General features: G+C 62.7%; 18 protein-coding genes. 5 read left to right on the forward strand and 13 right to left on the reverse strand.

Going from position 1 to position 22,591, the window contains the following annotated elements:
* Positions 1-135 precede the first annotated feature (135 nt).
* Positions 136-1,491: an epoxide hydrolase family protein gene (locus tag ACQKRQ_RS07020; RefSeq protein WP_427475917.1), complete on the forward strand. Its 1,356-nt coding sequence runs from the start codon at positions 136-138 to the stop codon at positions 1,489-1,491.
* Between the two features lie 91 nt (positions 1,492-1,582).
* Here the strand turns inward: ACQKRQ_RS07020 and ACQKRQ_RS07025 are convergent, their stop codons facing one another.
* Positions 1,583-2,227: a glutathione binding-like protein gene (locus ACQKRQ_RS07025; protein ID WP_427475919.1), complete on the reverse strand. Its 645-nt coding sequence runs from the start codon at positions 2,225-2,227 to the stop codon at positions 1,583-1,585.
* A gap of 71 nt (positions 2,228-2,298) precedes the next feature.
* Here ACQKRQ_RS07025 and ACQKRQ_RS07030 point away from each other — a divergent pair, with 71 nt between their 5' ends.
* Positions 2,299-2,976: a TetR/AcrR family transcriptional regulator gene (locus ACQKRQ_RS07030; RefSeq protein ID WP_427475921.1), complete on the forward strand. Its 678-nt coding sequence runs from the start codon at positions 2,299-2,301 to the stop codon at positions 2,974-2,976.
* A gap of 28 nt (positions 2,977-3,004) precedes the next feature.
* Here ACQKRQ_RS07030 and ACQKRQ_RS07035 read toward each other — a convergent pair whose 3' ends face one another.
* Both ACQKRQ_RS07035 and ACQKRQ_RS07040 read right to left on the reverse strand, forming a co-directional pair.
* A complete protein-coding gene (locus ACQKRQ_RS07035) occupies positions 3,005-5,053 on the reverse strand; it encodes a pyridoxamine 5'-phosphate oxidase family protein (RefSeq protein ID WP_427475923.1) in 2,049 nt (682 codons plus the stop codon).
* Positions 5,054-5,086: 33 nt separating this feature from the next.
* Positions 5,087-5,728 carry a glutathione S-transferase family protein gene (locus ACQKRQ_RS07040; protein WP_427475925.1) on the reverse strand — a complete coding sequence of 214 codons (642 nt, stop codon included), beginning with the start codon at positions 5,726-5,728 and terminating at the stop codon, positions 5,087-5,089.
* Between the two features lie 110 nt (positions 5,729-5,838).
* On the opposite strand from ACQKRQ_RS07040, the gene ACQKRQ_RS07045 reads away from it, so the two are divergent.
* On the forward strand, positions 5,839-6,759 hold the full coding sequence (locus ACQKRQ_RS07045; protein WP_408315166.1) for a LysR family transcriptional regulator: 921 nt from the start codon (positions 5,839-5,841) through the stop codon (positions 6,757-6,759).
* 59 nt (positions 6,760-6,818) lie between these two features.
* Here ACQKRQ_RS07045 and ACQKRQ_RS07050 read toward each other — a convergent pair whose 3' ends face one another.
* The 3 genes from ACQKRQ_RS07050 to betC form a co-directional block, all read right to left on the reverse strand.
* Entirely contained in the window at positions 6,819-7,967 is a 1,149-nt protein-coding gene (locus ACQKRQ_RS07050) for a porin (RefSeq protein WP_408256197.1), read from the reverse strand.
* A gap of 269 nt (positions 7,968-8,236) precedes the next feature.
* Positions 8,237-9,187: a choline ABC transporter substrate-binding protein gene (locus tag ACQKRQ_RS07055; RefSeq protein WP_427475928.1), complete on the reverse strand. Its 951-nt coding sequence runs from the start codon at positions 9,185-9,187 to the stop codon at positions 8,237-8,239.
* 51 nt (positions 9,188-9,238) lie between these two features.
* A complete protein-coding gene (betC, locus tag ACQKRQ_RS07060; protein ID WP_427475930.1) occupies positions 9,239-10,777 on the reverse strand; it encodes a choline-sulfatase in 1,539 nt (512 codons plus the stop codon).
* 162 nt (positions 10,778-10,939) lie between these two features.
* Here betC and ACQKRQ_RS07065 point away from each other — a divergent pair, with 162 nt between their 5' ends.
* Together ACQKRQ_RS07065 and purU are read left to right on the forward strand one after the other, a co-directional pair.
* Entirely contained in the window at positions 10,940-11,854 is a 915-nt protein-coding gene (locus tag ACQKRQ_RS07065) for a choline sulfate utilization transcriptional regulator (RefSeq protein ID WP_408288640.1), read from the forward strand.
* A gap of 138 nt (positions 11,855-11,992) precedes the next feature.
* The gene (gene purU, locus ACQKRQ_RS07070) at positions 11,993-12,868 is read left to right on the forward strand and encodes a formyltetrahydrofolate deformylase (protein WP_427475932.1); all 876 of its coding nucleotides are present in this window, start codon (positions 11,993-11,995) and stop codon (positions 12,866-12,868) included.
* A gap of 83 nt (positions 12,869-12,951) precedes the next feature.
* Here purU and ACQKRQ_RS07075 read toward each other — a convergent pair whose 3' ends face one another.
* From ACQKRQ_RS07075 to ACQKRQ_RS07105, 7 genes are all read right to left on the reverse strand, one after another.
* Positions 12,952-13,809, reverse strand: coding sequence for a glycine betaine ABC transporter substrate-binding protein (locus tag ACQKRQ_RS07075; protein WP_132377108.1), 858 nt, complete (start codon positions 13,807-13,809; stop codon positions 12,952-12,954).
* A gap of 139 nt (positions 13,810-13,948) precedes the next feature.
* Positions 13,949-15,208, reverse strand: a complete 1,260-nt coding sequence (locus tag ACQKRQ_RS07080) for an FAD-binding oxidoreductase (protein ID WP_427475934.1) — start codon at positions 15,206-15,208, stop codon at positions 13,949-13,951.
* 33 nt (positions 15,209-15,241) lie between these two features.
* On the reverse strand, positions 15,242-16,555 hold the full coding sequence (locus ACQKRQ_RS07085) for an aromatic ring-hydroxylating oxygenase subunit alpha (protein ID WP_408288627.1): 1,314 nt from the start codon (positions 16,553-16,555) through the stop codon (positions 15,242-15,244).
* Between the two features lie 73 nt (positions 16,556-16,628).
* Positions 16,629-17,405 (reverse strand): electron transfer flavoprotein subunit beta/FixA family protein, encoded by a 777-nt coding sequence (locus tag ACQKRQ_RS07090; RefSeq protein WP_427475937.1) that lies wholly within the window; start codon positions 17,403-17,405, stop codon positions 16,629-16,631.
* Entirely contained in the window at positions 17,402-18,574 is a 1,173-nt protein-coding gene (locus ACQKRQ_RS07095; protein ID WP_427475938.1) for an electron transfer flavoprotein subunit alpha/FixB family protein, read from the reverse strand. Before ACQKRQ_RS07095 ends, ACQKRQ_RS07090 begins: the two co-directional genes overlap by 4 nt.
* A 4-nt stretch (positions 18,575-18,578) precedes the next feature.
* Positions 18,579-20,492 carry a (Fe-S)-binding protein gene (locus ACQKRQ_RS07100; protein WP_427475940.1) on the reverse strand — a complete coding sequence of 638 codons (1,914 nt, stop codon included), beginning with the start codon at positions 20,490-20,492 and terminating at the stop codon, positions 18,579-18,581.
* A 2-nt stretch (positions 20,493-20,494) separates the two neighbouring features.
* Positions 20,495-22,558, reverse strand: coding sequence for an FAD-dependent oxidoreductase (locus tag ACQKRQ_RS07105; RefSeq protein ID WP_427475942.1), 2,064 nt, complete (start codon positions 22,556-22,558; stop codon positions 20,495-20,497).
* Positions 22,559-22,591 lie beyond the last annotated feature (33 nt).

Here is a 22,591-nt window from a genome sequence, read left to right on the forward strand (position 1 = left end):
GACACACGCGGGATACCTCCGCGCGCTCCAATACGTCCACCCTACATCGAATACCGCCTGCCAATCGCTCGTGAAATCGTGAAATCATGTTGCCATTGATGGGTAAGCCTGGCTTCATCGCCGATCGGAGACTTTATGTCGGACAACCTCCCTCCTCACTCGCCCTCTCGCCGCCGTTTTGTCAGCGTGGCAGCGGCGGCCGTTGCCGCCGGCTCATTGAGTCAGCTCGCGTTCGCGGAAACGAATCAAGCGATTACTGAAGTTGTCCCGGCGACGGGCGGCGACAAGACCGCCATTCGCCGGCTCCGCGTGCATGTGCCGGAATCGCAACTCATCGACCTGCGCCGACGCATCAAGGCGACGAGATGGCCTGATCGGGAGACCGTCACGGATAACTCGCAAGGCGTGCCGCTCGCGATGATCCAGGAACTCGCGCGCCATTGGGCAACCGACTACGATTGGCGCAAGTGCGAAGCGAAGCTCAACTCGCTGCCGAATTTCGTGACCGAGATCGACGGACTGGACATTCATTTCATTCACGTCCGCTCGAAACATGAGAATGCGATGCCGCTCATCGTCACGCATGGATGGCCAGGTTCGGTGATCGAGCAGTTCAAAATCATCGATCCGCTGACCAATCCAACCGCGTATGGCGCTAGTGCGTCCGACGCGTTTCATCTGATCATTCCGTCGTTGCCGGGCTACGGATTTTCAGGCAAGCCGACCACGACCGGCTGGGGCCCCGAGCGTACCGCGCGTGCGTGGGTCGTCCTCATGAAGCGCCTCGGATACGAGAAATTTGCCGCGCAAGGCGGCGATCTCGGTGGTGTCGTCTGCAACGTAATGGGCAAGCAGGCACCACCGGAATTGTTAGGCATCCACGTCAATTTCCCGGCGACTGTTCCACCGGAAATCACCAAGGCGCTTCAAGCCGGCGATCCGCCGCCAGCCAACCTCTCCGCCGACGAAAAGCACGCTTACGAACAACTGAGTTCCGCGGCCAAGAAGCGACGCGCCTACGCATTGGAAATGGGCACACGCCCGCAAACGCTCTCTGGATTGTCGGACTCTCCCATTGGCCTCGCGAGCTGGCTTCTCGACCACGGCGACGGGTATGAGCAGCCGGCGGCGGCACTGACCTCGGCCGTGTTCGGGCACTCCATCAACGGGGAATCGGCCGGCGAGCTGACGCGCAACGATGTACTCGACGACATCACCCTGTACTGGTTGACGAACACGGGCGTTTCCGCGGCGCGTTTCTATTGGGAGTCGCACTTCAACTTCCTGGCCGCCGCCGATGTATCCGTCCCCGCTGCGGTAAGCGTCTTTCCGCGCGAGAATTATCAGGCTCCGCGCAGTTGGACAGAGCGGGCGTATCACAACCTGATCTATTACAACCGGCTCGATAAAGGCGGCCACTTCGCGGCATGGGAGCAACCGCAACTATTTGCCGAAGAGGTCCGCGCAGGGTTGAGGCCGCTGCGCACGTAAATGAGAAATTGCCGGACTCGGACCACTACCCGCAACAAGCGACAACGGTCCGAGTTCGGCGTATCACGCGGCCGCATCGCGCTACGGCAGTTCACGCAGCATTCACCTGTCGTCGAGCCTGTTCCTCGAGATAAAGCGCCACCTCTTCCGCCAACGCCTTAGCGACCTGCGGACGATGCGCCGTTCGTTTGTAATACGCGTCGACGGACGGCCACTCGGCAAGATCGACACCGCTATGCTGCGCCCAGTTCAGGACGGTGACGAGATAAGCGTCCCCAACCGTGAAATGCTCCATGAGAAACTCGCGCCCGCGTAGATGCGCTTCCAGCACACCGAGTCGGAGGTTGACTTTCTTGCGTGTGTAGGTCTGAACGTCGGCCGTCGCATGCGGATCGAGCAGCGGCACGAATACGGCTTTATGAAGCTCCGTGCTGATAAAACCCAGCCATTCCTGCAATTTCGCGCGTTCCGCGGTCCCCACTGCCGGCGCGAGCCGCGCTGCCGGAAATGCGTCGGCAACATACGGCAGGATCGCGGTGTTTTCCCTGAGCAGCCAACCCTCGTCGGTACGCAAGACAGGCACCTGACCTAACGGGTTGATCGGATAGAAATCGGAGCCGTCACGCAACTGCTTCGACTTCGTATCGACTTCGATGAACTGCGCGTCCGCATTGGCCTCGTAGAGCGCAATACGTGTCGCGAGCGAACAGGCGAGCGGCGAGAAGTAAAGCTCCATGCTGGCGTCTCCGGTCGTTGGAATGATTTTTGTACTATAGTGTATAAAAATCGATGCGGCCAGATAATTTTATGCACAACGGTACAAAAAGTGAGAAGCGTTCGCGCGGACGGCCTCGTGGCTACGATTCCGAGCAGGCGCTGCGCGACGCGCGGGACGCGTTCTGGCATGGCGGCTATTCCGGCACGTCGCTCGACGCGCTGAGCGACGCGACCGGCATGAACCGGCCGAGTCTATACGGCGCATTCGGCGATAAACACGCGCTCTATCTGAACACGCTGGATCAATACATCGAACTCGGGCGTCAGGGGATGGAAGCCGCGCTCGCCGGAGATCGCCCATTGGCGAAGGCCTTGCAGTCGGTGTACGACGCCGCGCTCGCCATGTACCTTCCTCCAGGCGAGGCGCCTCGCGGATGTTTCCTGATCGGTACGGCAGTCGTGGAATCAAGAAACGATGGCGAAGTTCGCGACAAGCTCCTCGGCGGCCTGACTACCTACGATCACGCATTCGAGCGGCGGCTGGAACGCGCCAAAGCCGAAGGCGAACTCAGTGCGGACTCGGATCCGGCCATGCTGGCGAAAATCGCCTCGGCGATCCTTCACAGCATCGCGCTGCGCTCGCGTGCGGGCGACTCGAGCGATTCGTTGCGAGCGACCGCCGAGGCCGGCATCGCGTTGATCTGCGGCACGCGCGACGAGCCGCCAGCCGATCCGCAACCACGCGGGCGACGCAAAACGAAGTCCTAGACTTTTACCGAAAGCTGGAGGCCGTCGATCAAAGATCCAACGTCACGCCCGCATCGCCAGCAACCGGATGTGCCATGCAAACGAGTGCCGCGCCGGGTTCGATTTGCGCCTCGACTTCGCCGTCGTACTTGACCTTGCCCGACAACAGTCGCGTCGAACACGTCCCGCATACACCCGCTCGGCAACTGGACGGCGCGTCGATACCGTGCGCTTCGGCAAATTCGAGCAAGCTGCCGTCGCGCGGCAGCCATTGAATCGTCCGCTCCGAACGCGCGAAAGTCACTTGCACAGCGCCGGTGTCTTGCGCCGAAGTCTGAACCGGTTTCGTCTCCGCGCTTACGACCACCGCACGCTTGACGGTCGCCGGACCGAAGGCCTCGAAACGAATCCGCTCATCCGCGACATTCAAGCCGCGGAGGCCCTCATACAGATCACGCATGAACGACTCGGGGCCGCACAGATAGAAGTCGTAGTCATCGAACGGAAGCACGCGCTTTAACGCGTCGATAGTCACACGCCCGGCCGACACGCCTTCGGCCAACCCATCGGCGGCGCTATCGAAAAGATGCAAGGAGAGCCCCGCATTGCGCGCGGCAAGCTCTTTCAATTGCGCACTGAACGGACGTTGGCGATCGCTGCGCGCGCCGTGAAAGAAGAACAGCCGCTTCGCTCGCGCGCCCCCACTGGGAGATGCTGCCAACGCGTGCCGAAGCATCGCCATCATCGGTGTGATGCCGATGCCCGCCGAGATAAGGACGGCGGGCCGCGGGCTGTCTTCATCGAAAACGAACGCGCCGCGCGGCTTCATCGCTTCGATTTCCGTGCCGGCAATGAGGTGCTCATGCAGCCATGTCGAAGCCACGCCTTCGCGCTTCACGCTGATTCGATACCGCCGCGGATCGTGCGCATCGGAAAGCGTGTAGGTACGCGACAAAGGCGTGGCAGAGTCCGACACCGGCACGCGGATCGGCAGAAACTGCCCCGGCTTGTACGGCGGCAACGGCACACCGTCGACCGATTCGAAATAGAAGGAGCGAACCGACGCTGTCTCATCGACCACGGCCGCGACCTTCAACTTATGCCAGGGCGAGGCAGCCACCGGCTTACGCACCGCGGCCGCAAACTGCGGCGCATACTCGACCTCGGACCAACGGAACGGCAACGCGTTCCGGCTGCGCCGCACTTCCTGCACGTGAAAACGCACGAGCCGTTGCGCGCCTTCGAACGCAGCCAGTTCCGCGCCGTCCCATACGATTTCAGCGCGCGCCGCGATATACAGCAGATCGCCGCTCGCAAAGTCGATGAACAGCAGGCCGGCGCGCGGATCGTGGATCAGGTTGCCGATCGTATTGAAGAAGTTGTTGCCGACAAAGTCGGGCGTCGTCAGCGTGTGCTCATCGTCGACACGCACGAAGCGGGGCGCGCCACCGCGATGCGACACGTCGACGCCGCGGGCAAGGTCCGCATCTTCCGCAAGATTCGCGCTCGCGATGAAAAACGTATCCGCCCGCGCCAGTAACGCGCGGTCGGCATCGCTGAGGTGGGTCGCTATTTCCGGCGGCGTGGCAGGTTCCGACGTACTCTGCTCCACCCAGGTCGGCGTACGGCTCTGGATGTACTTATTGCAGTTGCCGAAGCTCTGGCGAACGTCGAGTGTCAACGCGGCCCCGTCCACCGACCTCACGACGCCGTTGATCCGGTTGCGCCTGCGGGTCTGCGGCTGCAGCCCCAGGCCGCCGATCATCGAGCCCTCCCGCCAGCTATCCGCGAGCGGATCGCCGGGCAACACGCCGCCTTCGATGCGCAATGTCTGCGCATCCGGCGACGACACGAAGCCCGGCATGCCGGCGCGCACCGTCGCCCACGGCTGCCCGTGCGCATCGACGCCGCCGAACACCATGAACGGCTGCTCGCTGAAAAACTTGCGATGCTGATCCGGCATGTAGCGGCGAATCCCCCGGCGTCCCGACGCTTCCGCCATGCTTCTCACCCCGGCGCGCTGCTGGGCGGCGAGTTCGGCCGCGTGAAACGGCGAGGCGTCGACGCCCCAGCCATTCAGTGGGATAAAGGTGGACATGACCGGACTCCGGTATCTTGAAGGATCAGCCGCTCACTCGGCGAGCAGCCCCGCTTTTGTCGACGGCATCGCGATGAACCGCGGCAATGCCTCGACGCGGCGCAGCCACGCACGAATGTTCGGATACGGGTCGAGCGACACGCCGCCTTCCGGCGCGTGCGCGATGTAGGTGTGGGCGGCGATGTCGGCAATCGTCGCCTGATTGCCCGCCGCGAACGGCTTGTGCGCCAGTTCGCCGTCGAGCACGTCGAACAGCTTGACGGCCAGCTTCTTCGCGGTGTCGTGATCGTGCGGCGCACCAAACACGGTGACGAGCCGCGCCGTGCACGGCCCATAGGCGATCTGGCCGGCAGCGAGCGACAGCCAGCGTTGCACCGCGGCCGCGCCGAGCGGGTCTTCCGGCAACCACGAGGCGTCGCCGTAACGCTTCGCCAGATACACGAGAATGGCGTTCGAATCGAACAGCGTGATGTCGCCGTCCTGAATCGTCGGCACCTGCCCGAACGGGTTAAGCGCCAGATACGCCGGCTTGCGGTTCTCACCGGCCTTCATATCCAGTTCGACCACTTCGAACGGCAGATCGAGCAGGGTCAGAAACAGCTTCACCCGATGGCCGTGGCCGGAAAGCAGGGTCGTATAGAGGCGGATCGGCTGGGCGGGTCGGGCAACGGGCATGACGGGTTCCGGAAAACGTGAAGGAATGGATCGAGCATAATGCGCACGAGCCACCTTGCAGAAGCCTGATAATCCGGGAAACACAATCAATCGAAGATGGACAATCCACCATGGCCGACGTGCGCGACGTAAACCTCAACCGCTTGGCGATCTTCGTCGCGGTCGTCGACGCGGGTTCGCTGACCGCCGCGGCAGCGCGTCTGGGTCTCGCCAAGACGATGGTCAGCACGCACATGCAGCGGCTCGAGGCCGAAGTGGGCGCAAGCCTGCTGGTGCGCACGACACGGCGGCTCGGTTTGACCGAAGCGGGCCGCGCATTCTACGACGCGAGTGTGAAGATCCTGCGCGCCACGGAAGACGCGCTGTCGGCGATCGGCGGCGAAACGGCGTCCGTGCGCGGCATGTTGCGCGTGAGCTCGCCGATCGATTACGGTTCGCTTGCCGTCGCGCCGGTGCTCGTCGAACTGCGCCGCACGCATCCGCAACTCAATGTCGAGTTGCTGTGCACCGACCGATATGTGGATCTCATCGCGGACGGCATCGACGTCGCGATTCGCCTCGGCCGGCTGGCCGATTCCAATTACCGCGCGGTGAAACTCGGCAGCTTCGTCAAGTGGGTCGTGGCGAGTCCGGATTTCGTCGAAATATGGGGGCAGCCGCAGACGCCCGCCGAATTGTCGGCGATGCCCTTCTGCGCGTTGACGGTCTTGCCGCGTCCGCTGACGCTCGACCTGCAGCGCAACGGTGGCAAAAGTGATGGCGACGTGGAAACCGTGCGCTGTGAAAACGCGTTGCTAGTGAACACCGCCGACGCCTGCCGTGCGGCGACACTTGCCGGCGGCGGCTTCGGCCTGTTGACGGACTTCTCGATCGGCGGCGACATCGCCGCCGGGCGGTTGATTCGCCTACTGCCGGAATGGGCGACCGAGCCCGCGAGTATTCAGGCTATCTTTCCGCCCACCAGCCATCCTCCGCCAAAAGTGCGGGCGCTGATCGACACGTTCAAGAAGCAGCTCGAGCGCGCATCGTGACGGCGTGGATGGTGTCCCGTGACCCGGGACACCGCAAAACCTGAAAACTTCGCCGCACGTCAAAACGAATGCCGCATGCCGATCCGCACGTCGGTCTGTGTGTTCGATGTGGACGGCGTAAAGCTATAACCGATTACCGCGTTCACGCCATCCGATGCGCGCAGATAGTCGCCGGAGATATAGACGTCCGTTCGCTTGGACAACAGGTAATGGAGCCCAAGCGAGCCCTGGTTCCAGTGATTGCCTTCGAACCGCGTGTGCTGATAGCCGCCGTACAGCATCAACGCAGGCGTGAAGGTGTACGAGGCGCCCGCCTCATAGACCTGCATATGCGAGGTTTCGCCGAGACCCTTGATGGTCGTGTAGGTGAAGTCGCCGCTCAGCATGACGTTGCCGATCGTATAGGCGGCGCCGACCGCGAACGCCCCTTGTTTGTCGACCGGGAACGGCGACGAGCTATACAGGTCCGTCACTGCGCCGGTCGCCGGATCGACGGATACGGTCGGCTTGCCGAGGAACGTGCGCGTGCCGATCATCGCGTATGGGTCGAATGCATAGATGCCGTTCGGGTTGTTCAACTGGGTATAGGCCGCGCCCATGTTGAAGGCGCTATGCTCGTAACGCGCACCCACGCTCCACGCGCTCTTGTTGTGGAAGTCGCCCGCCGTATTGCCGAACGAATACATGCCGCCGAACGAGAAGCCCGCATAGTCGTTGGAGAGAAACTTGACCGAATTCGGCAGCCGGTCGCCGTTCATCCGGTCGAAGTCGCCTTGATGGATCGCGTAGCCGCTCGCCCATGCCGAGATGTTATAGAGGTAGACAAACTCTTCGGTCATGTCGAGTTGATTACCCAGCGAAAGCGTTCCCCAGTTGTTCTTCAAGCCGACATAAGCCTGGCGTCCGAACTCGGCGCCGCCGAATGCTAATTGCCCGTTGCCCAAGTGAAACCCCGATTCGAGCACGAACACGGCCTGCAAGCCGCCGCCGAGATCCTCGACGCCCTTGAAGCCGATCCGGTTGCCGTACGAAATACCGTCATCGAATTTGAACTGGTGAGCCCCGCCGGCATTGTTCACGTAGGTGATGCCGGCATCCAGAATGCCGTACAGGGTGACGCTGCTTTGCGCATGGGCAGCCGTCGGCGCGCATACAGCGCTTGCCGCGATCGCGAGTCCCGAAAGGCTGACGGCATTTCTCTTCTTCATCTAATTCTCCCCTGCTCTTTGCCTGCTTATTTCGTTGGATAAAGCGATCCCTGCTGCGTGCTGTTGACCAGCGCGCGGCACTTCTCGCATGACGGGCAGTTCGAAACCGGCTGAGACCGAGTGAAACGGATTGGAGCTATCTACGATGCATGCAGTGACCAATCATGTCCGCATCGCCGGATCAAGAATACGAGTCCAGATTGACGAGGATTCGACCGGATGCGACATAAATCTGTCGCACGGCGACCTCATCGTTAGGAATGCGGCTGTTATTTCACGCCGAGTGCGGTTTGCACGGCTTGCAGGCCATTGGCGCCGCTGGCTGTGTTCACGCCGTCGAGCCACGACTTCAACAATTCGGGGTGACGCTTGAGCGCTTCTGTCGCCGCTGCATCCACGCCAGTCTTCTTTTCCAGTACTTCGGTGATCACGCCGTTTTCCAGATCCACGCTGAAGGTGAGTTGCCTGAACAGGCGGCCGATATTCGGGCACTGCGCCGCATAGCCACTGCGCGCAACCGTATTGACCGTGGCGCCGCCGTAATTAGGCCCGAAGTACTTGTCTCCCCCATCGAGGTACGTGAGCTTGAACTTCGTGTTCATCAAATGCGGCTCCCACGCGAGAAAGACAATCCACTTCTTCTCGCGCACCGCGCGCTCCACTTGCGTAAGCATGCCGGTTTCACTCGATTCGACGAGCTTCCAGCTGCCGAGTCCGAACGCCTTGTCGTCGACCATCTTCTTGATGTTCTGATTGGCCGGCGCGCCAGGCTCGATGCCATAAATCTTGCTTTCGAACTTGTCGGCATTCTTCGCCAGATCAGCGAACGAATGGATGCCGGCAGCGGCCACATAGTCAGGTACGGCGAGCGTGAACTTGGCGTTGCTGAGATTCGGATGCACGACCTCGATCGACTTTTCTTCCTCGAACGGTTTGACGACCGGCGCTTGCGCCGGCATCCAGTTGCCGAGGAATACATCGATCTGCCCTTTCTTCAGGCCTTGATACGTGATCGGCACCGACAGGTTCGCGACGTTCTGTTTGTAGCCGAGCGCCTTCAACAGCACGCCGGTCATCGCATTGGTCGCGTCGATGTCGGTCCATCCCGGCCCCGCCATGTTGACCTGCGCGCACGACTGTGGCTCGGCGGCCGACGCGAAAGTGGCTGCCGCGCACAGCAGCGCAACGCCGGTTACCGTCTGTTTGAAGAGCTTTTTCATTATGTCGGCTTCCTGTTCGTGGGGTGGATGGGGTCGTTAGCAGCGTGAGGATCAACGGGCGACGGCGGGAAAGCGCGCCATTGCTTCGAGCGTATCGAGATCGATGTGATTGCGCATATAGCGCTGGCTCGCATCGACGAGCGGCTGCCAGTCCCATGACGCGACCGTGCCTTGCGTCGTGGAAGCAAAATGAAAATGGCGGCGCCGCTGGCTTTGCAGCACTTCGTCGTGCAACGCGGCGAGGTCCCAGCGTTGCGCGATTTCCTCACGAAATGCCGCGACCTGTGATGCATATTCACTGCGCGCGGCAAGGTTCTCGCGTTCGAGCGGATCAGCCGCCACGTCGTAGAGTTGATCGGGATCGGCCGGCGTATGAATGAACTTGAAGCGCCCACGCCGCAACATCACAATCGGCGCAATCGCGCCCTCAGCCAGATATTCGCCGATGGCTTCGTCATGGCCGCCTCGAGTCCCCAGCAGATGCGGCACGAGGCTTTGTCCATCGGGCGAATCGGGCCACGCAGCCGGTTGTTCGCCGCGCGCCAGTTCGACCAGCGTCGGCACCAGATCGAGATGCGAGACGGATGCCTGCACGCGATGCGCGTCGAATTGCTGCGGTGCGTGCACGATCAGCGGAACGCGACAACCGCCTTCGAAGAAAGTCATCTTGTACCAAAGGCCGCGCTCGCCGAGCATCTCGCCATGATCGGACGTCACGACGATCACGGTGTCTTTCGCGAGCCCGGCTTGGTCGAGCGCTTCGAGGATCGCGCCGAACTGGTCGTCGACGTAGGAGATCGCGCCGTAGTAGGCGCGGCGCGCATTGCGGATTTGTTGATCGGTGGGCGGCGTGCGATCGGTTTCGCAGACATGGCGCAAGCGCTTCGAGTGCGGGTCGGCGTCTTCGAACGAATCGCGAAACGCGGGCATGTCGATATCTTCGTCGCGATACATGTCCCAGTACTTTTGCGGAATCGCGTACGGGTCGTGCGGGTGCGTCAGCGAGGCGACCATGCAGAATGGCCGCGCGTCTTTGCCCGCATGACGTTCGCGCGCGATGTCGAAGAGTTTCTGACGGGTGGTGAACGTGACCTCGTCGTCGAAGTCGAGTTGATTAGTGCGCACGCATGGGCCCGCGTCGATCACGGAACTCATGTTGTGATACCACGTGGGACGCGCTTCGAAGTTGTCCCAGTCGGGGGTCCAGCCGAAGTCGGCGGGATAGATGTCGGTGGTGAGCCGTTCCTCGAACCCGTGCAACTGATCGGCGCCGCAGAAATGCATCTTGCCGGAGAGAATCGTGCGATATCCTTCGGCCCGAAGATAATGCGCGAAAGTCAGCGTCTGCGACGGAAATTCCGCTGCATTGTCATAGGCGCCGATTGCGGAAGGCAGCTTGCCCGACAAAAAGGAGAACCGCGAAGGCGCACACAGTGGACTCGCGCAATAGGCCGATTCGAACACCACGCCCTGTTTCGCGAGGCGATCGAGATTGGGCGTTTTCGTCAGACGGTGTCCGTAAGCGGCGAGCGCGAACGGCGTCATTTGGTCGGCCATCAGAATGAGAATATTCTTCCTGGTGTCAAGCATTGGTGCGTGCCTCGAATAGAATCGCAAGTGTTGGTGCAAATGTCGTGATGGATGCAACCACGAGCGGCTGCCAGCGTGCCGAGCCCGCCATGTGCACCACTATTGCCGTCCAATTCGCCGCTGTGAAGACGGCAATTCGTTATGTGCCTATAAGAGGGTGTTATGTCGAGACAGGATCGCTTGCCGCCGATGCAGGCGTTGACGGTGTTCGAATCCGCCGCGCGTCTGGCCAGCTTCACGGCGGCCGCGCGCGAGCTGGGTTCGACGCAGCCCGCGGTGAGTCAACGCGTCGTCCAACTCGAGGAAGCGCTGGGCGCGCCGCTCTTCGAGCGCGGCCATCGCGGCGTCACGCTCACGGAAGACGGCGAGCGGCTCTTCGAAGCGGTGCGCCACGCGCTGGACACGATTCGCCTCGCCACCAGCGAAATCCGCGCGCGGCGCACTCCGCAAACGCTCACGCTCTCCACCGACTTCGGCTTTGCCACCTATTGGCTGATGCCGCGTCTATCGCAGTTCAAGGCGCTGATGCCGGACGTCGACGTGAAGATCATCACCTCGCAGAACGTGTTCGATCCTTCGCACGATAAGGCGGATATCGCCATTGCGTTCGGCGACGAACACGCGGACTGGACCGCACGCGGCGTGGTCAAGCTGTTTCCCGAGCGCGTCACACCGGTGTGCAGCCCCGCCTTTCTCGCGGCGCATCCGTCGTTGCGCACGCCGTCCGATCTGCTGAACCTGCCGCTGCTGCATCTCGAGCCGACCCAGCCGGCGCGCTGGCTGTCGTGGGCCGACTGGTTCGCCGCGCACGAACTGGATGCGCCCGCCGCGCATCGCGGCATCACGTTCAACAGTTTTGCGCTCGTGGCCCATGCGGCGATCATGGGTCAGGGCGTCGCGCTGGGCTGGGCGCCATTGATCGACGAACTGCTTGCCACCGGCCAACTGGTCGAACTGTTCGACCCGCCGGTCGTCACCGAGCGCGGCTACCTGCTCGTCACGCAGCGCGCGGCGACACCTGTGGTCGGCGCCTTTCGCCATTGGCTGCTCGGCGAATGCGGGCTCGACGCCGAATGAACGCCTGCGCGCCAGCCTGACGCTCCCGTTCCAGCGCGACGGCGGTTAGCTTCTATCCGCGCGCCCGCCTGATTTGCTCTACTGCGAAGATGCATGCCGCGCCCCGCGGCATCGTCCTATCGTCCAAGTGGAGTGCGCATGTCCGCCGATTCCCGTCCCGATCAGCTGGTTCTCACCGTCGCCTGTCCGAGCGCGGCGGGCCAGGTTGCCGCCGTCGTCGGCTTTCTCGATCGGCATCATTGCTATATCGACGAACTGACCGTTTTCGACGACGACCTCAGCGAGCGCTTCTTCGTGCGCTGTGTGTTTCATGGCGTCGACAGCAGCGAGACGCTGCACGTTACGGCGCTCAAGCGCGAATTCGAACCGATTGCCGAGCGTTTCCGCATGACGTGGGCAATGCACGATGTCGGCACTCGGCCGAAGGTGCTGATCATGGTGTCGAAGCTCGAGCACTGTCTCGCCGACCTGCTGTTCCGCTGGCGCATGGGTGAGCTGAAAATGGACATCGTCGGCATCGGCTCGAATCATCGCGATCTCGAACCGCTGGCGCAGCAGCACGGCCTGCCCTTCCACCATCTGCCCATCACCGCGGACACAAAGCCGCAACAGGAAGCGCGCCTGCTCGATCTGTTCGAGACGTCGGGTGCCGAGCTGATGATTCTCGCGCGCTATATGCAGATTCTGTCCGGCGAGACGAGCCGTGCGCTCGCGGCGTGCGCGATCAATATCCACCATTCGTTTCTGCCCGGCTTCAAGGGCGCCAAGCCGTATCATCAGGCGCACACACGCGGCGTCAAACTGATCGGCGCCACCGCGCACTTCGTCACCGACGATCTCGACGAAGGTCCGATCATCGAACAGGTGGTGGAGCGCGTCGATCATTCGTATAGCCCGGAGCGCTTGCTCGCTACGGGGCGCGACGTCGAATGCATTACGCTCGCGCGGGCGGTCAAGGCGTTTATCGAGCGAAGGGTGTTTATCAACGGGGATCGGACCGTCGTACTGCAATAAACGAAAACGCCGCTAAAAAGCGGCGTTTCCTTTAGACGTTGCCGCTTCATCAAAGCGGCAACGCGTTCACACGAACAGCACAATCACTTCACCCAGCTATCCACCCGATCGCTATGCGCGCTGATCCACGCATCGGCGGCGGCGGTCGGCTTTTCGCCGTTCTGCGTCGCCAGCATCACGCTGTCAATTTCGCCGGGTTTCCATTGAAACTTCTTGAGGAACGCGACCACCGGCGGCGCCTTCTTCTCGAGTTCAGGATTCACGACGCTATCCACGTGCTCCGCTTCGCCGAAAACCTTCTTCGGATCGTCGAGGAATTTGAGCTTGTACTTCGCGAACATCCAGTGCGGCTTCCAGCCCGTCACGATAATCGGCTTGCTCGCCGCTTCCGAACGCGCCAGTTCAGCGGTCATCGCGCTGCCCGAGCTCGGCATCAGCGTGTAGTCGAGACCGTAGGCCTTGATCGCCTCACTGGTCTTTTGCATCACGCCCGCGCCGGCGTCGATACCGACGATGCGCGAACCGAACTCCGACTTCTTCGCTTGCAGATCGCCCAGGCTCTTCACGTCGACGTTATCCGGCACGATCAGCCCAATCTTCGCGTCGTTGAAGTTCGGACCAAGGTCGACCACCTTGTCCTTGAAGTTGTTCCAGTACGCGCCGTGCGTGACCGGCAGCCACGCCGACAGCGTCGCGTCGAGGTCGCCGCGCGCCACGCCCTGCCACATCACACCGGCCGCGACCGGCACGAGTGTGACCTGATAGCCGAGGCGCTTTTCGATCACACGGGCAGCCACGTTCGAGGTCGCGACGCTATCGTCCCAGCCTTCCACGTAACCGATCTTGATGGTCGGCTTGCTATCGGCCGACACGCTCACGCTGCTTGCCGCCAGCGCCGCGCTCAAGGCGCTCAACACGAATATCTTTCTGATCAGTCTCATCGCCGCTCTCCCGTTTGCCGTCAAAACAACCCAATGAGCATTTAGAATCGCCAGCCAGAATTGCCGGGTAGCGTTGTTTTCCGACATCCAGTTGTCCCCACGCGACTTCGTGGCCACTGGACACACCATCCTTCTCGTCTTACTTATCCACGACGAGATCGCTCAACGGCTTGCTGCAGCACAGCAGCACCATGCCCTGATCGATCTCACGCTGACGAATGCCGCCGGCGTGTTTCATCGCGACTTCACCCGATACCAGTTTCACCTTGCAAGTGCCGCACATCCCCTGCGTACATGACGCGGGGAGCCGCACGCCCGCTTTCTTCGCCGCGTCGAGCACGTGTTGGGCGCTGCCGCATTCGATCTCGCGGTTGCTCCTGGCGAAACTCACCTTGAAGCGCGTTTCCGTTTCGACGGAAACGGGCGCCGGTGCGGACGTGGGCGTGAACCCGGACGCCTCTTCGCGCGCCTCGATAAAGCTGTCGGCAGTCACCGGCGCGAGCGCGCCTTGCAATGCGTCCGCGACATGCACGGTGGTCAATTGCGCGGCCACTTCGCTGACCGTCTCGAAGGAAAAACTTTCCTCGTGATAGTGGCTGCGATCGAACCCGCCCTCGTCCAGCAGATTGCGCACGGCTTGCATGTACGGCGCGGGGCCGCAGGTGAAAATCTCCCGCTCCAGATAGTCCGGCGCGATGAGCTTGAGCAGTGGCAAGGTCAGAAAACCGGTGACACCTGGCCAATTCGTGCGCGCACCGAGCCGTTCGCACACAAACGCGGTGCGGAAATGGGCCTGATTCGACGCGATCAGATCGAGCTCGCGCGCGAAGATGATGTCGTCCGGCGTACGGGCGCTGTGCACGAACACGATGTCGCTGTCTTCGCCGAGTTCATGATGCGCGCGGCTCATCGACATCAGCGGCGTGATGCCCGAGCCGGCCGATAGAAACAGAAACTTGCGCGCCGGATGCCGTGCGCAGGTGAATTCGCCCGACGGCCCGAGCACACGAACTTCGGCGCCCGCGTGCAGATTGTCGTGCAGCCAATTGGAGACCTTGCCGCCCGGTACACGCTTCACCGTGATCGAGATCGTGTGAGGGCGCGTGGGCGGCGAAGAAATCGTATAGCAACGGTTGATCGATTCGCCGTCGATCTCCAACTCCAGCGTAATGAACTGCCCCGGCTCGAACACGAACGCCCGCCCGGACGGCGCGCGAAAGAAAAAGCTCTTCACGTCGTGCGTTTCCTGACGAACCTGGCAGCACACCAGTGTATCGTCGGTATCGCTATTCCAGCGTGGCGGCAACGTCTCCCAGAACCGCGGCTGCGTGACGCGGCTCGCAGCGTGGACCGGAGCCGGCTCGGGGCTGAGCTGAAACGTCGCCTGATCGCGCATCATTGTTTTCTCCGACTCCTGGTTGCGGTGTCGCGCTCAGCGCATGAAGGACACGACTTTTTCGCCGTGCGAAGCCGGCGCGGTATCGCCTGCCTCATGGGTTTGGGGTGCATTGCTGTAATCCGCCATGCGCGCGATGTACCACTCGCAGAACTTTTCGACGAGCCCTTCCGTGAACGGCGAATACGGACCCGGCTCGTACGCGCTGCTCGTCGCGCCGCGTTGCGAGTATTCGACAAGGGCGCGGTCCTGATCGTTGGTCGCGCGCCACACGGCGGTGAGGTTGTTCACGTCGTAATCGATGCCTTCGCGCGCGTCCTTGTGCACGAGCCACTTGGTGCGCACCAGCGTCTTGCCCGCCGAGAGCGGAATCACCGAAAAGCTCACGATGTGATCGCTCATGAAGTGATGCCACGAATTCGGCTGCGTCCAGAACGACAGGCCGCCGAGATCGGCCTGCTCGAAGCCGCCCAGCAGTTTTTTCGACGCCACTTTCGCGTCGAGCGTCTGCGATTCACCATCGCGATCGAGCGGCAGGCGTTGCGTGCGGAAACCCGTGACCAGATCGGCCAGCCGTTCGATTTCCGCCGAGGGCAGCTTCATCGCTTCCCATTGCGCGGTACGGCGAGCCACCGTCTCTTCGAAGGCGGCCATGCCTTCTTCGTTGGCCGGCGAGCGCTGATAGCCGAAACCGTATTCGTAGAGCGAAATGGTCAGCTCGGGATGGTTTGCGACGCAGTGATAGCACTCGCGATTGTTCTCCATCGTGAGCTTCCAGTTGCCGTCTTCGATAATGTCGATCGAGGCCGCGATCTTGCAGCCGGCCAGATCGTGCGGCAGCAGGTACGGTTCCATTGCGGCACGCATCACGCCGAAGTCGGTCGGCGGATTGTCAGCCAGGCAAATGAAAATCAGGCCCGCCAGATTCTCGACGTGCACGGCCTTCAGGCTATGTTTGCAGCGGTCGAACTGATCGCCCATGTGCTCGGCGAACATCAGATCGCCGTTCAGGTTGTACGTCCAGCTGTGATACGGGCAGACGATATTGCCGAGCGAGCCTTTGTCGGTATTGCACAGGCGCGCGCCGCGATGGCGGCAGACGTTGTGAAACGCCCTCACCTGCATGTCGTCGTCGCGCACGATCAGAATCGAATCGTTGCCGATTTCCACCGTGATGTAATCGCCCGGCTCCGGCACGTCCGGTTCCACCGCGACCTGAATCCAGTGCTGACGGAAGATCGCGTCCATGTCGAGCGCGAAAATATCCTCGCTCGTATAGAACGGCGCTTCCAGCGTGTAATTCTTCTTGCGGCGTTCGATCATTGCGCGAACGTCTGCCGAAACTTTCATTGTGTGCTCCGTTGCATGTCACGTCTGGCGCCGCGCCAGGCCCTCCTGGTCGCATGCTGGCCCGAACCGGAAATCAGTAATCCACGAGTTGATGCTCGCGCAAATACGCCAGAATCACTTGTGCTTTTTCGACAGAACTTCCTTCAATTACGACGCTGCCGCCGCGGCTTTCAGTCGTCGTCGCCGAGAGCATGCGGGCGTGGCCGGAGCGCTTTTCGGCAGCGGCGAGGCGCACCGGTTTCGCGCCCGCCGGGCGCACGGTCCAGGCGAGGTCGTCGGGGTTGGCGGCGGCCTGCGTGGCGACCGGGCGAATCGAGCCTTCGCGCAAGCGCGCATACGCGTAGGTCGGTGCGGCGTTGGCCAGCGGATGCACGGCAATCAGCGCGGGCAGCCGCACTTCCACGCGACGGCGCAAACCCTTCGGCATGAACTGGCGGACTTCCGCGCAGCCGTCGCGCAGCGCGATGTCGACGGCGGCGCCGACCAGCGGCATCTCCAGCGCATTGGCGACGCGATACGGCAGCATGCCGCTGTCGAATGCGCCTTCGGCACGCGTGCCTGTCAGAACGAGGTCGTAGCCACGCAGACGCGCAGCCAGCGGCGCGGTTGCGTCGGCTTGCAATTCGGGCGTGGCGGCGATCTCGAGCACTTCGACCGAACGTGCGCCGAGCGCCAGATATTCTTTCAATGCGGGATTGGACGGATCGCCCGCGTGTAGCACGTCGAGCGTCGCGTTGTGCGTTCTGGCGAGCGAGAGCGCCAGGGTTAGCGCGGCGGCGTCGTTGCGGCTGTAGCGCGCAGTGCCGCTCACCGGATGACGGCCCACGGAAACGAGGATGGCGATCTTCATGCGAGCGCTCCTTCGGCGACGGCCTTTGAATTGAGCAGCGCCGCACCGGTTCCGCGCGCCGTGCGCGCCGCGGACGCCGCTTCGTTGAGCGCCGCGATGGTTTCCTGCGCGTCCGCGATCAGCGTGAGATTCGCGCGCTTGGCGATCGGCGCGCTGGCGTCCAGATTCACCGCGATCACATGCCGGCAATCCTTGATGCCTTGCAGATGCTGCACCGCGCCGGAAATGCCGAACGCGATATACACACTCGCTTCGACGGTCTTGCCGGTCGCGCCGATCTGCTTGTCGCGGGTGAACTTGCCGTCGTCCACGGCGACGCGGCTCGCGCCGATCGCCGCGCCCAGCGTAGCCGCGAGACGCTCGAACGCCGGCACGTCGCTCACGCCGTTGCCGGCTGACACGATGAAATCCGCCTCTTCGAGCGCGAGTTGCGCGGCGTCGATTTCCTCGATGCCGAGATCGCGCACCACGCCTTGCTGCGAGGCGGGCTCTCCGTCGAAGCGCCACATGACCCGTTCACCCGCACCGACGAACGGCAATTTCGGATCGACCGCGTTGGGCGCTAGCAGCACCACCTCGGGCAGCTTGCGCGCGGCGAACGCTGTATTCGCCTGAACATAGGCCGCCACATGCGCGGCATCGATCTCGACGACATGCGTCGCGACGCTTGCATTCGCGGCAGCGGCATACCGCCGGCCGAGATCGCCGTCGCCGGTCGCGTTGTCGGGCAGGAAAATATGGACTGGCGCATACGCCGCGACGCACGCAGCCAGCGCGTTCAGTTCGTCTAGCGGCGCAAAGCTGCGGCGATCGAACATCGCCAATTCGATCAACTTGTCGGCGCCGAGCGCGGCGGCGTCGCCGCTGAACTCGCCGAATACCAGCAGCACGACTTCGGTTGCCGAATCGGCGATCAAAGCAGCGCCAGCCAGAGTTTGACGTGCGTGATCGTCCAATGCGCCACGGTCGGCATGCGCGGCCACGAGTATCACGCGCTGCGGCACAGTTGTGCTCCGGCGCGGTTTGGCCTGTTCACGATGCGAGGCGCCGCCGTGCGTGGCAAATTCCAGTGAACCAGTTACGCCCGTCACGCCGAGCGTGATGCGTTTGAGTCCGTCTGCCGTGATCGTGAACGGACGGCGCGGATCGATTCGTTTGAGAGTGTTCATCGCGTTACTCCAGCGCCGCTGCAACCAGTTCGGCGACGTCCAGCACTTCCGGACGCGGCCCGACCACGCCTTCGAGCATCGCCGTGCAATTCGGACAGCCCACCGCGACGATCTCCGCGCCGACGGTTTTCGCGTCGTCAATACGGATATCCGGAATACGCCGCTTGCCCGGAATGTCGGTTAGAGGCGCACCACCGCCACCGCCGCAGCAGCGTCCGCGCATACCGTTGCGCTCCATCTCCACGACCTTGATGCCGATGGTCTTCAGCAAACGGCGCGGCGCTTCCGTTTCACCGTTATAGCGGCCCAGATAGCACGGGTCGTGATACGTGATCTTGCGATCCGCGAAGGCGGCCACCGCGCGCGGCGTCAGCTTGCCGCTCGCGACCAGTTGCTCGATCAGCGCCGTGTGATGCTGCACTTCATAGAAGCCGCCGAGCGCGCGATACTCGTTGCGCAGGCTATGCAGCACGTGCGGATCGGCGGTGACGATCTTGCGGAACGAGTACTGCGAAAGCGTGCCGATCAGCTTCTGCGCAAGTTGCTGGAAAGTCGCTTCGTCACCGAGGCGGCGGGCCGTGTCGCCGGTATCCGTTTCCACGCCGCCCAATACCGCATAGTCGATGCCCGCGCGATTCAGCACCTTAACAAGCGCGCGCAGCGTGCGCTGATAGCGCATGTCGAACGCGCCTTCGCCCGCGATCAGCAGCACATCCACCGGACGCCCCGGCTGCGCGACCTGCACCTGCAGATCAACGGCCCAGTCGTAACGCGCGCCGATGTCGTAGCCGTTCGAGCTGCCCGTCTCGCGCAGATTCGCGAGCGTGATCGGGCCTTTGCCCGGCACGCTGCCTTCCACCAGCGTCTGATTGCGGCGCATATCCACGATCGCGTCCACGTGCTCGATCAGCATCGGGCACTCCTGCACGCATGCGCGGCAGGTCGTGCAGGACCACAGCGTGTCCGCTTCGATCAGACTGGAAATCAGCGGCTTGCCCGGCGCGCCAGCATGCTTGCCGACTGGAAAGCCTGGCGTGGGACTACCCGCGTATTCCGCATCCGTGCCGCCCACCATGCCGGTGACGAGATCCTGAATCAGCTTCTTCGGATTGAGCGGCTGACCGGCGGCGAACGCGGGACACGCCGCTTCGCACTTGCCGCACTGCACGCACGCATCGAAACTGAGCAACTGGTTCCAGCGGAACTCGACCGGCTTGCCTACACCGTATTCTTTCGCGTCGAGCAGCGGCGCTTTCAATGCGGTAGGCGGCACCACGTCGGTGTCATTGCGCTCGGCGAAACGCTCCTGGCGCGGATGAAACGCGAGGTGCAGCAAACCGGCGAGCGCATGCTTCATCGGACCGCCGCGCGCCGCGCCGAACGTCATCGCAAACGCGCCCGCCGCGATCAGCAGCGCGACGATGATCGCCAGCGCGCCGGACATCGCCCCGGCAGGCAGCGCGATAAAGAGCACGAGGCCGAGCGCGAACGATCCAAGCAACAGCGGCAAATGATCCCAAGGTCCGCGCGAGAGCCGGGCCGGCACCGCTTTCGCGCCGTGACGGCGGCGCCAGACGAACACAGCGCCGACCAGCATCACGAGCGCGGCGAGAAAGATCAGCTTGTCGAGCCACGGCGAGTAAATCGCCAGACCGTAGTTGACGAACACCAGCGCCATCGCGAGAATCGCGCCGCCCGCGGTCGCCACGTGCGTTTTGGCAATGTACGGATCGCGCGCCACCACATGATGCAGATCGACGAAATAGCGCTTGGGAATCGTCAGCAGATTGGCCCAGCCGTATGCGCCCGCCGCCGTGGCGCGGCCTTCGCGCCAATACGCGGCGCGTTTGACGAGCGCGAACGCCAGGCCAGCCACCGACAACCACAGCAGGACGGTGATGACAAACACGGGGCTCATCGTCAGAAATCCTTGCAAAGGCGCAGCGCGTCGTAGATCGCGCCGTGAATGTTGTGCATGGAAATGCAGTCGCCGACACGGAACAGCAGGAAGCGGCCATTGCCGAGTTCTTCGCCCAAAGACGGTTGCGGCTCGGAGGCGAACAGCTTGTGCACGTCCACCTGACCGCGATTCACCGACTCCGGCTTGAGCTTCCAGTACAACTCGTCGTTCGGCGTGCTGCCGTTTTCGATCACCACCTGATCGACCGCGCGCTCTTCCTGCTCCTCGGTGTACTCGTTGCGGATCACGGCGATCTTCTTGCCGTCTTCCTCGTAGACCTTGTCGAGCCAGTAGTTCGGCGTGTGGATCACGCCTTGCGCGTAGAGCCGCCGGTAGAAAATCGGGAACGTGGTCCCGCCTACGTCGTCGGCGACCTTCACGTCCGGCGTCACGATCTCGACGTTCGAGCCGCGGCTCGACATGAAATCGGCCACGCCCGCGCCGGCATGCGTGCTGACGCCGTCGTACACCAGCACGTTCTTGCCCGGTTCGACCTTGCCCGAGAGCACATCCCACGAACTCACGGCGAGGCCTTCGTCGACGCCCCACGCCGCCACTTGCGACGTGAACGACGAACCGCCCGTGGCGAGCACGACGATGTCCGGCTTCTCGGCCATGATGGTTTGCTCGTCGGCGGCGACACCGAGGCGCCGGTCCACGCCGAGGCGCTTCGTCTCCATGTCGAACCAGCGCACGATGCCCGCCATCTGTTCGCGTTGCGGCGCTTTCGCGGCCAGCATGATCTGACCGCCGACGTAGTCGTTCTTCTCGAACAACACCACGTCATGACCGCGCGACTTCGCTACACGCGCCGCTTCGAGTCCCGCCGGACCCGCGCCGACCACGACCACCTTGCGCTTCGGCCCGCGCGTCCTGGCGATCACGTGCGGCATTGTTTCTTCGCGCGAGGTCGCGGCGTTCTGTACACAGAGCACGTCGAGCCCGTTGTACTGGCGGTCGATGCAATAATTCGCGCCGACGCACTGCTTGATTTCGTCCTCGCGGCCGTCGCGGATCTTGATGACCATATGCGGATCGGCAATCTGCGCGCGCGTCATGCCGACCAGATCGACCATGCCGCTGGCCAGCAGCCGCTCGGCCTGGCCCGCGTCGCGAATGCTTTGCGCGTGCATGACGGGCAGCTTCACCACCGACTTGATGCCCGCCGCGAGATGCACGAAAGGCTCGGGCGGCAGCGCCATGGGCGGCATGCAGTTGGCCAGCGTGTTATGTGTGTCCGCACCCGAGCCGATCACGCCGAGGTAATCGATCAGGCCGGTTTCGCTCATCGCCTGGGCGATTTCCTTCAGTTGTTCGTGGTCGAGCCCATCTTCGTGGAACTCGTCGCCGCACATCCGCAAGCCGATGCAGAAATCCGCGCCCACTGCTTCACGCACGGCTTTCAACACTTCGGTGCCGAAACGCAGACGGTTTTCGAGCGAACCGCCCCATTCATCGGTACGGAAGTTGGTGCGCGGGCTCCAGAACTGATCGATCAGATGCTGGTGCGCCGCCGAGATTTCCACGCCGTCCATGCCCGCATCTTTCACGCGCTTCGCAGCCGCTGCGAAATCGCTGATGATGCGGCGGATTTCCTCGACCTCGATGATCTTCGCATTGCCGCGATGCACCGGCTCACGTACGCCCGACGGCGACATCAGATGCGGCCAATGCTCGCCATGAAACGCCGAGCGGCGTCCCATGTGCGTGGCCTGAATCATGATTTTCGCGCCATGCGTGTGCATCGCTTCGGCGAGCCGCGCGAGCGGATCGATGATCTTGTCGGTCGAGAGGTTCACCGATTTCCACCAGCCTTGCGGGCTGTCGATCGACACCGGGCTCGAGCCGCCGCACACCGCGAGGCCGACGCCGCCCTTGGCCTTCTCCTCGTAGTAACGGATATAGCGGTCGCCGGGCAGCCCGCCCGGTTCCGCATAGACCTCCGCGTGCGCGGTGCTGACGATGCGGTTGCGCAAGGTCAGCTTGTTCAGCGTGAGAGGCTTGAAAAGGTTCGGGTAACGCATCGCGATCGACCTCGGAATGGAGTACTTTTTGCG

This window comes from Paraburkholderia sp. NPDC080076, from assembly GCF_050281145.1.
In the GTDB taxonomy this organism is placed as follows: domain Bacteria; phylum Pseudomonadota; class Gammaproteobacteria; order Burkholderiales; family Burkholderiaceae; genus Paraburkholderia.